Annotated in this window: 12 protein-coding genes; 6 read left to right on the forward strand and 6 right to left on the reverse strand. The window is 62.7% G+C overall.

Going from position 1 to position 11146, the window contains the following annotated elements; all coding sequences use genetic code 11:
* The first annotated feature begins 92 nt into the window (after nucleotides 1-92).
* A complete protein-coding gene (locus EJ071_RS26050; RefSeq protein ID WP_126100418.1) occupies nucleotides 93-1019 on the forward strand; it encodes a LysR family transcriptional regulator in 927 nt (308 codons plus the stop codon).
* 27 nt (nucleotides 1020-1046) lie between these two features.
* On the opposite strand, the gene tsf is transcribed toward EJ071_RS26050, so the two are convergent.
* The 5 genes from tsf to EJ071_RS26075 form a co-directional block, all read right to left on the reverse strand.
* A complete protein-coding gene (gene tsf, locus EJ071_RS26055; RefSeq protein WP_126100419.1) occupies nucleotides 1047-1967 on the reverse strand; it encodes a translation elongation factor Ts in 921 nt (306 codons plus the stop codon).
* A 120-nt stretch (nucleotides 1968-2087) separates the two neighbouring features.
* The gene (rpsB, locus tag EJ071_RS26060) at nucleotides 2088-2867 is read right to left on the reverse strand and encodes a 30S ribosomal protein S2 (protein ID WP_126100420.1); all 780 of its coding nucleotides are present in this window, start codon (nucleotides 2865-2867) and stop codon (nucleotides 2088-2090) included.
* A 258-nt stretch (nucleotides 2868-3125) separates the two neighbouring features.
* Nucleotides 3126-3404, reverse strand: a complete 279-nt coding sequence (locus EJ071_RS26065; RefSeq protein ID WP_059188655.1) for a DUF4031 domain-containing protein — start codon at nucleotides 3402-3404, stop codon at nucleotides 3126-3128.
* A gap of 63 nt (nucleotides 3405-3467) precedes the next feature.
* Complete coding sequence (locus tag EJ071_RS26070; protein ID WP_126100421.1) at nucleotides 3468-4763, reverse strand: hypothetical protein; 1296 nt, start codon at nucleotides 4761-4763, stop codon at nucleotides 3468-3470.
* 96 nt (nucleotides 4764-4859) lie between these two features.
* A complete protein-coding gene (locus tag EJ071_RS26075) occupies nucleotides 4860-5690 on the reverse strand; it encodes a cell envelope integrity EipB family protein (protein ID WP_126100422.1) in 831 nt (276 codons plus the stop codon).
* Nucleotides 5691-5828: 138 nt separating this feature from the next.
* On the opposite strand from EJ071_RS26075, the gene EJ071_RS26080 reads away from it, so the two are divergent.
* The 5 genes from EJ071_RS26080 (at nucleotide 5829) to EJ071_RS26100 (ending at nucleotide 10313) form a co-directional block, all read left to right on the forward strand.
* Complete coding sequence (locus tag EJ071_RS26080; protein ID WP_126100423.1) at nucleotides 5829-6293, forward strand: RidA family protein; 465 nt, start codon at nucleotides 5829-5831, stop codon at nucleotides 6291-6293.
* An 11-nt stretch (nucleotides 6294-6304) separates the two neighbouring features.
* Entirely contained in the window at nucleotides 6305-7033 is a 729-nt protein-coding gene (locus tag EJ071_RS26085) for a glycerophosphodiester phosphodiesterase (RefSeq protein ID WP_126100424.1), read from the forward strand.
* A 193-nt stretch (nucleotides 7034-7226) separates the two neighbouring features.
* Nucleotides 7227-8441, forward strand: a complete 1215-nt coding sequence (locus EJ071_RS26090) for a GNAT family N-acetyltransferase (protein WP_126100425.1) — start codon at nucleotides 7227-7229, stop codon at nucleotides 8439-8441.
* A gap of 118 nt (nucleotides 8442-8559) precedes the next feature.
* Nucleotides 8560-8988 (forward strand): HIT family protein, encoded by a 429-nt coding sequence (locus EJ071_RS26095; protein WP_126100426.1) that lies wholly within the window; start codon nucleotides 8560-8562, stop codon nucleotides 8986-8988.
* Between the two features lie 122 nt (nucleotides 8989-9110).
* Nucleotides 9111-10313 (forward strand): phosphatase PAP2 family protein, encoded by a 1203-nt coding sequence (locus EJ071_RS26100; protein ID WP_245459969.1) that lies wholly within the window; start codon nucleotides 9111-9113, stop codon nucleotides 10311-10313.
* A gap of 183 nt (nucleotides 10314-10496) precedes the next feature.
* Here EJ071_RS26100 and EJ071_RS26105 read toward each other — a convergent pair whose 3' ends face one another.
* On the reverse strand, nucleotides 10497-11108 hold the full coding sequence (locus EJ071_RS26105) for a chloramphenicol phosphotransferase (RefSeq protein WP_126100427.1): 612 nt from the start codon (nucleotides 11106-11108) through the stop codon (nucleotides 10497-10499).
* Between the last annotated feature and the right edge of the window lie 38 nt (nucleotides 11109-11146).

Here is an 11146-nt window from a genome sequence, read left to right on the forward strand (position 1 = left end):
CCCATCGCCGATGTGTTGAGGACAATGTGGAGCAGCGCGTTGGCATCGATAAGATTGCATTGTTCGTAAAGACCATGCGATATCATTCATGAATGGATCGCGATCTGCTCACGCATCTGCCTGTTGTAGTCGCCGTGGCGCGGCGCGGCGGCTTCGCGCTCGCCGCGGCTGAGCTCAGCATGAGCCCGTCGGCCGTCAGCCATGCGGTGCGGCTGGTGGAAGAGCGGATCGGCCAGCCGCTGTTCGCCCGCACGACGCGCAGCGTTTCACTGACCGAAGCCGGCCGAGCGCTGGTGGAGACGGCGGCCCCCGCCCTTCAGGAGATCGCCGAACGATTGGACCGCATCCGCGGCGTCAAGGGCCGGCCCTCCGGCCTTCTCAGGATCAATGCTTCCAACATCGCAATCCCCTTGGCGGTGACGCCCGTGGTCGCGGCCATGGCCGAGCGCTATCCGGACGTAACCGTCGAGGTCTTCGCCGACCAGGCTCTGGTCGATATCGTCGGAGAGGGTTTCGACGCCGGCATCAGGCTCGGCGAGATGATCGCGCAGGACATGGTCACCGTGCGGCTCACGCCACCCTTCAAGGCCGTGATCGTCGCTTCGCCCACCTATGTCGGGAAGCACGGCCGTCCGCGCAACGTCGCCGACCTCGCCAACCACAATTGCATCGGCTATCGGCTCGTCCGCTCGGGCGGGCTCTATCGCTGGGATTTGAACGATAACGGCAAGGATGTCGTGGTCGAGACGCGCGGCACGGCCGTCGTCACCGATTCGCTTGCAGCGGTCGATTTAGCACTTGCGGGCGTCGGGCTCGCCTATGTGTTCGAGCCGCTGGTGCGTGCCGGTCTTGCCGCCGGGCGCCTCGTCCAGATCCTGCCGAAGACGGCGATCGAGGAGCCGGGCCTCTTCCTCTACTTTCCGCGCCGGGCGTCGATGGCGCCGAAGCTCAGGGCCTTTATCGATACCGCACAAGAGATCGGCCGGGCATCCATGCGGACACCCGGCCGAGTTGCCTGAGCTGTTTAGCCTTACTTTTTCTTCGGGCTATTTCTTGACCGCGGCCGCGACTTCCGCCGCGAAGTCGGTCGTTTCCTTCTCGATGCCCTCGCCAAGCGCGAAGCGCAGGTAAGCGTTGATCTTGGCCGGAGCGCCGATCTCCTTCTCGGCATCCTTCAGCGCCTTCTCGACGGTGATGTCGGGATTGAGCACGAAGGCCTGCTTCAGAAGCACCACCTCTTCGTAGAACTTGCGCAGGCGGCCCTCGACCATCTTCTCGATGATCGCCTCGGGCTTGCCGGTCTGGCGCGCCTGGTCGGCGAAGATCGCCTTCTCGCGCTCGACCGCGGCCGGATCGAGTTCTTCCGTGGTCAGCGCCATCGGGTTGGTGGCGGCGACATGCATGGCGACCTGACGGCCGAAGGCGTTCGCCGCATGCTCATTGCCGGTGGTCTCGATCGCGACCAGCACGCCGAGCTTGCCGAGGCCGTCGGCAACGGCGTTGTGCACATAAGTCGCCACCGCGCCGTGCGGAACGGTGAGCTTGGCCGAGCGGCGGAAGCCCATGTTCTCGCCGATGGTGCCAACCGCGTCCTTGATGGTGTCCGCGACCGACTTGTCGGAGCCCGGATACTTGGCCGCGGCCACCGCCTCGGTCGTGCCGTAGGCGAGCGCGACCTTGGCGACCTTGGCGACGATTTCCTGGAAGGCCGCGTTGCGTGCGACGAAGTCGGTCTCCGAATTGACCTCGACGACCGCGGCTTCGCGAACGCCGGAATCGACGCCGATCAGGCCTTCCGCCGCGGTGCGGCCGGCCTTCTTGTCGGCCTTGGAGATGCCCTTCTTGCGCAGCCAGTCGACGGCCTCCTCCATGTTGCCGTTGGTTTCGTTCAACGCCGCCTTGCAGTCCATCATGCCCGCGCCGGTCAAGTCGCGGAGTTCTTTGACCTGTGCAGCCGTAATGCTCATTGTCGCCTCTTTGTTTCAAATGCGCCGACGCACCATCGAATCCCGATGATGCGCCCGGCAAAAGCGCTTTAGCGCGCCAACTTATTGGAAAGATGAAGGCCGCAACCGGCCTTCGCTTTTTCAGGCTTCCGGGGTCTCGGCGGCCGGGGTATCGAGCGCCGGCTCGACCGGGGCCTCGGCGGACGCGCCGATATCCATGCCGAGCGCGCCCTGCTGGCGGGCGATGCCGTCGATGGCAGCCTTGGCGATCAGATCGCAATAGAGCTGGATGGCGCGGGCCGCGTCGTCATTGCCGGGGATCGGGAAGTCGATCTTGTCCGGGTCGCAGTTCGAATCGATGATGGCGACGACCGGAATGCCGAGGCGCTTGGCCTCGAGGATGGCGATCGCTTCCTTGTTGGTGTCGATGACGAACATCAGGTCCGGCGTCGAGCCCATATCCTTGATGCCGCCCAGCGCCTTGTTGAGCTTCTCGCGCTCGCGGTCGAGGTTGAGGCGCTCCTTCTTGGTGAGGCCCTGGGCCTCGCCAGCAAGCGTCTCATCGAGCTTGCGCAGGCGCTGGATCGAGTTCGAGATCGTCTTCCAGTTGGTCAGCATGCCGCCCAGCCAACGCGAGTTGACATAGTACTGGGCCGAACGCTGCGCCGCGTCGGCGACGATATCCGAAGCCTGGCGCTTGGTGCCGACGAACAGCACGCGGCCGCCCTTGGCAACGGTGTCGGAGACCTGCTTAAGGGCCTGGTGCAGCAGCGGAACCGTCTGCGACAGGTCGACGATATGGATGTTGTTGCGGGCGCCGTAGATGTAGGGCGCCATCTTCGGGTTCCAGCGGTGGGTCTGGTGGCCGAAGTGAACACCAGCTTCGAGAAGCTGGCGCATGCTGAAATCAGGCAGAGCCATTCTTTAGTTCCTTTCCGGTTGGCCTCCACGGACACAGGCATTTCGGACGGATATCCTGATGCCACCGGAGGTTTCAGCCGGATTTCTCCCGGGCAGACACCAAAGTCCGTGTGTGGAATGAGCGCGCATATAGAGGGGATGCGCCATAAACGCAAGCGAGGCACCGGAAAACGCTTTTGCCTGCGGCGATCCGCGCAGCCAATGCATGTCGCCCAGAAGTGTGCTGCGGTTCTGAGACAACGACATGCATAAAGCAGATCAGCGTTTCACCTTTCCGTTCGGCACCCGCACGCGGCGGAAGATCGCCACGATCTCCTCTCGGCTGCATTCGACCGCGCCAAGTCGCACGGCACGGTCGCGCTCGAAACCGGTGATATCGTAATGCGGCGCCGATGTCTTCGGCGGTCCCTGATAGGACGAGCGCTTGACGCCGAGCTCTGCGGCGAAGCGATGCAACTCGTCGGTGTCGTCGGCAAGCAGATGGCACCAGCGGTGGCCGGCCCATTTCCAGATCGCCGCATCGACATAGACAGCCATCGAGCTTGCCGCACTCCTACCGACATTGGTGGCCCGCTCACGGTCACCCGGGCCGAAATGAAGTCAGCGATGATAGAAGGGATTCGGATAGGAAATGAAGCCGCCGGCGGCTTCGAGCTCGGCGACGATCCCTGTCACCGCTTCCTGCATGCGCGAGCGCAGTTCGGCGAGCGCCTCGTCGACCGAGCCCTTGTAGTCGTGCAATCCCAAAGGCTCTGGCACGCGGATGTGCGCGCAGCGCGGTCCCGCGGGTTGCGGGACGAAGCGGTTGATCGTGTCGCGAAGGGTGCCCTTGCAATAATCGTTGCGGATGCGTTTCAGGTGCTCGGCGATTTCTTCCTGGGTGATCGTTTGATTGGCGAAGGCCCAGGGGCCGACGCGCTGAATGCGCTGGATCGTTTCCGTCAGCTTTCGCACACGTTTCTGCTCACCGGCATCGGCCTTATTCTCACGCAGCCATCGGCGTGAGCACCGCAGCAACTCGGCCATATCCAGGCCCGGCTCGGCAGCAATGGCTGCGGCTAGCTCCCGTCCAAGCACAGCCAGAACGCCTTGCTGGCGGTCGGCATAGGAAGCGCCCTCCTCCGCCGCCAGGCCACAGGCCTGTTCGTCGCGGGACAGTAAGATCGAATAGATACGATAGACGCGTTCCGGCAGAGAGCCGTTTGCGGCGCTTGCGATTTTCAGACTCTTCTCGATGTAGGCGCATTCGCGAGCGAGCGCCCGCTCGACATTGCCGGTGAAAGCGAGTTTCCAGACGACCGGAGCGACCCAAGCCTTGAAATCCTGGTTCGTCTCGCGACCGCGCTTCAAGGCTTCGAGCCCCATCTCCACCGCACCCGGAAGCAATGGCCCGACATAGTTACTGTGCCAGCCGACAGCGCCTTCCGGATGAAGCAGCACGCCATGGCCTTTGAGGGCCCAGTCGACCGAATGCGCCTTGGCGGCGTCGGTGTTGCCGGGAATCTGCGCGATCAGATTGTTGGCCAGCCAGAATTTCTGCATCAGCCGGCCAAGCCCGTTGACCACGCCATGCGTCGCCCATGAGGCGGCAAGCGGACTGACGCGCGAGACGATCTCCTTGTCGATCATCCAGTCGGTGAAGAATTCCGGATGGTTGGGCGTGATGAACGTCGCTTGGCCCCCGCCGCAGCAGGCCTGCAGTCTTTGCCGGTCGGCGGCGGGAAAGTCGATGTGGCGGACGTTTGAGACACCGCGCAGGCCGGCCAGGCGGTTGAACGGCAACAGGTCGCGAAACCCCGGAACGCCCCTCAACATGACGACGCGGTTGACGATCGTCATCACATTGATCAGCGCCGGATTGGGTCGCGGCGCCACGAACACGTCGATCCTGCCCAAGCTTCTCCCCCGAAGTGCCCGCAAGGAAGCTGGAACCGGATTGCGGCGCCTTCAAGTCGAGCCGCCCCGGCAGGTCGATTTGTGGTTAACTCGTCGCTATTTCGACGCCGGGCAAGGCTTGGCCTGATCGAACAGCGATAGGTTGACCAGCTTGCCGGTCATCGAGAAGTCGCCATAGTCCATGACGAGATCGCGCGTGATGCCGTTTTCGTGCAGCTTGAAGCTGATCCGGTACTCCGGCACTTCCTCGCCGCTTTTGTCGGTATCGTCGAAATAGGCGATGTCGACCGGCCAGTACTTGTCGGTCGCGAGCTTGGCGAGCGCCGGCGCTTCGGGGTCCAACTTGTCGGCGTCCGTCCTCTTGCCGACGACGACCGTGGTCGTCATCACCTTGTTGGCATCCTCGGAGCCGTCGAACAGATTGGTCTGATAGAAATTTTCTCCCCGCTCGGCCTTGCCGATCAGTTCGACCAGGTGCTGGGTCGGGAACTGCGTGGCGGCGAGCTCGAGGGTGTTCTTCTCGGGCTTGTCGATATCCACCTTGAGGCCTTTCGGCTCCCTGGTCGCCATGCCCTTGACTTCCTTGTCGAGGTTCTGATCGACGAAGGATTTCGTCACGAAGGAGAAGGTCTTGCCCTCGGCGTCCTCGAACGTCGTCGTCTGCTGGTCGGTCAGCCTGGTGTTGTCGCTGGTGACGATCTGGGTGACGAAGCGGAATTTAACCGTGTAGCCCTCGCAGGGCGAGCCGTTGAACTCGTACACCATGCGGCCGGAAATGCCGGTGATGCCCGATCGGTCCGACGCCTTGTTCAGGGTGAGGTCGTAGACGGCGCGGTGCGCCTGCAGCGCGGGCACGGCAAAGGCCGGAGCCATCGGGATGGCCGTCGACAGGAGAGCGGCGGAAAGAAAAAGGCGCGTCACGCGCATGAAGTGCTCCGATCGTCGCGGCCGATGGCAGACCGCAGGGAAAGATGGTCCAGCTTAAAAAAAGTCGTGGCGGAAGCGAGGCAAAAATAGCAATTTCGGCCCGGCCAACGCGGCGTCTTCCAGCAATAGGGAAAACCAATGAGCGAAACAATCGAAAAGCGGCTAAGCGATCTCGGCGTCACCATTCCGGCCGCCGCCGCGCCCGCCGCGAACTACGTGCCCTACTGCCGGTCCGGCAACATGCTGTTCACCGCCGGCCAGCTGCCGCTCAAGGACGGCAAGCTGCAGGCAAGCGGGCTGCTCGGCCGCGACATCGACACCGCGGCCGGCAGGGAGGGCGCGAAATTCTGCGCCATCAACATACTCGCGCAGGCCAAGGCAGCCCTTGGCGATCTCGAGAAGATTCGCCGGCTGGTCAAGATCACGGTCTTCGTCGCCTCGGCGCCGGATTTCGTCGAGCAGCATCTGGTCGCCAACGGTGCTTCCGACTTCCTTGTCGCCGTGCTCGGCGAACGCGGCAAGCATGCCCGCTCCGCCGTCGGCACCGCGTCGCTGCCGCTCAACGCCGCGGTTGAAATCGAAGCGATCTTCGAAGTCGAGTGAGCGCGCCTGACATGACCGACCTTTCCTGGCTGATCGCCCGCCCGGTCGCGCACCGCGGCTTTCACGACATGAACAAGACGCGCTGGGAGAACACGCTGTCGGCCTTTGCGGCGGCGGCTGAGCGCGGCTATGCGATCGAATGCGACTTGCATATTTCGTCCGATGGCGTTCCCGTCATCATCCATGACGGCGAGCTCAAACGCCTGACCGGCGAGGACGGTTTTGTTTGGCAGCGCACCGCGGCCGAGTTGACGGCGCTGAAGGTGGGCGGCACCAAGGATCACGTGCCGACGCTGCAGGAAGCGCTCGACTTGATCGACGGCCGGGTGCCGCTGGTGGTAGAGCTGAAAGGCGTTGCCGGCCACGACAACGGACTAGTCGCGAGCGTCGGCAGGCTGCTCAAGCGCTACAAGGGCAAGGTGGCGATCATGTCGTTCGACCACTGGCTGATCCGCGATTTCGCCAAGGATGCTCCGGGCATCCCCGGCGGGCTGACCGCCTACGGCAGGGACAACCAGCTCATCGAGGCGCATTTTGCCATGCTGGCGCACAACCTTGCCTTCACCTCCTACGCCGCTGGCGACCTGCCCAACCCGTTCGTCAGCTTCGTGCGCGAGAAGCTCAGGATGCCGGTCATCACCTGGACGGTGCACGACCAGCCGGCGGTCGACCTGACCTTCAAATATGCCGACCAGATGACCTTCGAGGGTTTTGAGCCCGATCTGGTCAAGGTCGCCTAGTGCCGGATGATTTCAGGTCGAAACGACCTGAAATCTGATCCGCTTCTAAATCAATCTCTAAAGAGAGAGCATGATGTCGCCCGAACCGAAGGTCAGCGAAGCAAGAACCGCTTCACACTTTTCGGCATCATGCTCTGAGGGCGGTGCCTGAAACGTGACTTGTAGCAGCCCTGAGGACGCTTAAATAAGCCGCATGGATCAGGGTGACGACGATGATGGACGGACGGCGAATGCGGACTATGCGATCCGCGTCGCGGCGGGTATCGGCGCATTCACCTGCGAGGAGTGGAACGGCTTCGCCGGGACCACGCGCAGCGACAAAGAAAACGGCTACAACCCGCTCGTTTCATTCGCTTTTCTGAGCGCGCTGGAGGATTCCGGCTGCGCCGTGCGGCGCACCGGCTGGCAGGGCCATCACCTCAGGCTCGAGAATGCGCAAGGCAAGCTGCTCGGCGCCGTGCCTTGCTACCTGAAATCGCACAGCCAGGGCGAATATGTCTTCGACCATGGCTGGTCGGATGCGTTCGAGCGTGCCGGCGGGCGCTATTATCCCAAGCTGCAATGCTCGGTGCCGTTCACGCCGGTCACCGGCCCTCGCCTGCTGGTGAGCAAGGGTGAGGACGAAGGCGCAGTGAGGGCCGGACTTGCCGCTGGCCTGAAATTGGTGACCGATAAGCTTGGCGTGTCTTCCGCCCATGTCACCTTCGCCACGGAGCCCGACGTCGCGACGCTGGAGGCAGCCGGCTTCCTGCACCGCACCGACCAGCAGTTCCACTTCTTCAACGAAGGCTTTTCGAACTATGACGACTTCCTCGCCACGCTTGCCTCGCGCAAGCGCAAGGCGATGAAGAAGGAGCGGCGTGAGGCGCTGGCGGACGGCATCAGCATCGACTGGCTGACCGGCAAGGACATCACCGAACGCGCCTGGGACGATTTCTTCGCCTTCTACATGGATACCGGCGGCCGGAAATGGGGCAGGCCCTACCTCAACCGCCAGTTCTTCTCGCTGATCGGCGAGCGCATGGCGGACGATATTCTGCTGGTGATGGCCAAGCGGAACGGCCGCTACATTGCCGGCGCCATCAACTTCATCGGCTCCGATGCCCTCTACGGGCGCAACTGGGGCTGCATCGAGGATCACCCCTTCCTGCATTTCGAGGTCTGCTACCACCAGGCGATCGACTTCGCGATCGAACGCAAGCTGAAGGTGGTGGAGGCCGGCGCGCAAGGCGAGCACAAGCTGGCGCGCGGCTATCAGCCGGTGACCATGCATTCGGCGCACTACATTGCGCATCCGGGCCTGCGCAACGCCGTCGCCGACTATCTGCGCCGCGAACGCCACGAGGTCGAGCGGATGGGCGAATATCTCGAAGAGCACACGCCGTTCCGCAAGGATCTCAAGGAGTAGGCCGAAATCGTCGCGCGCGGAGTTCCAGTGCCGCATGGTCGATCTTGCCTGACTTGCCTTGCCGCATACAAGCGGCTTCGCTACATCGGGTGGCAGGCTACAATCCGGAGGACCCGCCATGGCCGAAGCCTACGATCCCGGCAACATCTTTGCGAAAATCCTGCGCGGCGAAATCCCCTCGCATCGCATCTATGAGGACGACGCGGTCGTTGCCTTCATCGACGTGATGCCGCAAGGGGTCGGCCATACGCTCGTGGTGCCGAAGGCGCCGTCGCGCAACATCCTCGATGCCGATCCGGCAACGTTCGCCCCGCTCTTTGCCGTGGTGCAGAAAGTGGCGGTGGCGGTGAAAAAGGCCTTCAACGCCGACGGCGTCACCATCCTGCAGTTCAACGAGCCGGCATCCGGGCAGACCGTCTACCACCTCCATGTCCACGTCATCCCGCGCTTCGAGGGTGTGCCGCTCAAGCCGCATTCCGGGCAGATGGAGAAGCCAGAGGTGCTGGCCGAGAACGCCGGCAAGATCCGGGCGGCGCTTGGAAATTGAAACTCGCAAGTCCGTCGACATGAGAGGCGGACCGATAGCCTCGAGCTGACAAGCCCGATCTGGTTTGCGAAAGCCTCCGCGCAGCTCGACCTTCCAGAAGGTAAATTTTGGAGCCGAGCCGATTGCGTACCGGGCCGGGTGCGATCGTTTGCACTCGAATCGCTTGGTTAGGGAATATCGAACCATCTCGCGGTAAGACGTTGAGCGGTAGCGAGCTATCGGGTTTCAAAGCTATGGAAAATTCGGTTGCGACGTCGTCCCTGACGAGGACAGCCGTCGGACGCGCTTTTCTGATCGCGCTGGCGGACGCCTTTCAACGGCACCGGCTGCTGCACGCCATGGCCGTCGCGGCCTTGCTTCTGGCAACCGCGGTCGGCATCCACACCGCAAACATGCCGGATTTCGGCGTATTGAAGGAATACGGCCAGTATCTTTTTATCGCTTTCTGGATCTGCGGCTGCGTCTTCGCTCTCGGAAGCTTTTTCAACCTGGCACTGATCAAGCGAGACACCGAACCGCTCGGCGCCTTCCTGAAATCGCTGGGCAGCTTCTTCGGCGATGCCGAACGCACTGCCAACAGCCTGAACGGCCTGGCCTCCAGCATCGCCTTCATATCCGCCGTCGGCGTGCTGAAGGGAGCCATCGCAATTCTTTCCCCGTTCGCATGGGACAAGGCGCTGGCTCACGCCGATCGGGTCCTGCATTTCGGCCGGGCGCCGCACGAGTGGCTGTGGTTCGTCGTGCAATCGCCACTCGCGTTGAGGCTGCTCAATTTCGCCTACAATTTCTGGTTCATCGCACTCATCGCCACGGTTTTCACCGCTTGCATTACACGCAGCGATACGAAGCTGCGTCACCAGTTCCTGATGAGCTTCATGCTGGTGTGGACCTTTGGCGGCTTTTTCCTGGCGATGGGGTTGTCGTCGGCCGGGCCGTGCTATTTTGAGCGGCTGGGTCTCGGCACTGACTTTCGTCCGCTCATGCAAGCACTCGCCGCCGCCGATCGCATCTATCCGATCTGGGCGCTCAGCACCCAGGACATGCTGTGGAGCGGCTATACCGGCGCGACCAGCGGCAGTATCGGAATATCCGCCTTCCCTTCCATGCACGTGGCGATGGCGGTGCTTTTCGCCCTCTACGCAATGCGCCGCTCCCGGCTGGCCGGCATGCTGATGTGGGCATTCGCCGGCATAATCATGATCGGTTCGGTCGCGCTTGGCTGGCACTACGCCCTGGACGGCTACGCAGGCGCGTTTCTGTCAGTCGCGATCTGGAAGGCATGCGGATATTTCCTGAGCCGCTTCGCGCCGGAAGGGATTGCTTGACTCCAGCGACAAGCGATTTGGACTTCACCGGCAAGACTTGCGCGGCAGCATGTCTCCCGAAAGTGGGACCGGTTTCGGGACAAAGACATACTTAAAATCAAGAACCTAAAGCGCACGGAGCGAATCTGAAAGATCGCGGCGCGCTTTACGGAACTTGACCGGTGAGGCTCAGGCGGCTCGCATTCACGCCAGCCTCCGAAAGGCCAGCGGTTCCGGTCCGGCATCGAGCCGTTGCCGGATTGCCATGGCGCACTCGGTGGGATTTTGCCGCGATGTATCGACCTCGAAATCGTAAACGCCCGGCCTATGCACCTCTTCCTGCCAAAGACCGACGGGCAACGGCACTGGATCGTCGACGGAGCCGGTCACATACGCTCCGTCCGCTCCACTCGCGGCACGCCTTTGCATGATCACGTCAACCGGGCAGCGGACCCCGACAAACAGGACCGGCAGGCCGGCTAGGCGCCGGGCGCAATCGCGAAGGATGCCGAGCGGCCTCGAATACGCATCGTGGTGACCGACATCGGCGACGACATTCAATCCCAGCCGGCTGTGTGCTGCGATGGAGTCATAAAGCGCAGCGTAGAGGCGTGGCACAAAGGCCTCCAGGTCCGGGCGTTCTCCGCCTGGGCGCAAGCCGATACCCGGACGCAGTCGTGGCGGCGTGATCTGCACGCAGGCGTCGACGCCGAGATTGATCCAGACGCCGTCGAACATCTCCTGAACGGCGGCGGCAATGCTCGACTTACCGGATCGCGGCGCACCGTTGAGGATGATGATTTGTCCGGCTTCCATGCGCCAGTTTTCTCCCAACGAAAAAAGCCCCGTTGCCG

It is taken from the genome of Mesorhizobium sp. M1B.F.Ca.ET.045.04.1.1 (assembly GCF_003952465.1).
Taxonomy (GTDB): domain Bacteria; phylum Pseudomonadota; class Alphaproteobacteria; order Rhizobiales; family Rhizobiaceae; genus Mesorhizobium; species Mesorhizobium shonense.

Coding starts and splice junctions, on each gene's coding strand:
- EJ071_RS26050 (WP_126100418.1), top strand. CDS start 93: ATGGATCGCGATCTGCTCACGCATCTGCCTGTTGTAGTCGCCGTGGCG.
- tsf (WP_126100419.1), bottom strand. CDS start 1,967: ATGAGCATTACGGCTGCACAGGTCAAAGAACTCCGCGACTTGACCGGC.
- rpsB (WP_126100420.1), bottom strand. CDS start 2,867: ATGGCTCTGCCTGATTTCAGCATGCGCCAGCTTCTCGAAGCTGGTGTT.
- EJ071_RS26065 (WP_059188655.1), bottom strand. CDS start 3,404: ATGGCTGTCTATGTCGATGCGGCGATCTGGAAATGGGCCGGCCACCGC.
- EJ071_RS26075 (WP_126100422.1), bottom strand. CDS start 5,690: ATGCGCGTGACGCGCCTTTTTCTTTCCGCCGCTCTCCTGTCGACGGCC.
- EJ071_RS26080 (WP_126100423.1), top strand. CDS start 5,829: ATGAGCGAAACAATCGAAAAGCGGCTAAGCGATCTCGGCGTCACCATT.
- EJ071_RS26085 (WP_126100424.1), top strand. CDS start 6,305: ATGACCGACCTTTCCTGGCTGATCGCCCGCCCGGTCGCGCACCGCGGC.
- EJ071_RS26090 (WP_126100425.1), top strand. CDS start 7,227: ATGGATCAGGGTGACGACGATGATGGACGGACGGCGAATGCGGACTAT.
- EJ071_RS26095 (WP_126100426.1), top strand. CDS start 8,560: ATGGCCGAAGCCTACGATCCCGGCAACATCTTTGCGAAAATCCTGCGC.
- EJ071_RS26105 (WP_126100427.1), bottom strand. CDS start 11,108: ATGGAAGCCGGACAAATCATCATCCTCAACGGTGCGCCGCGATCCGGT.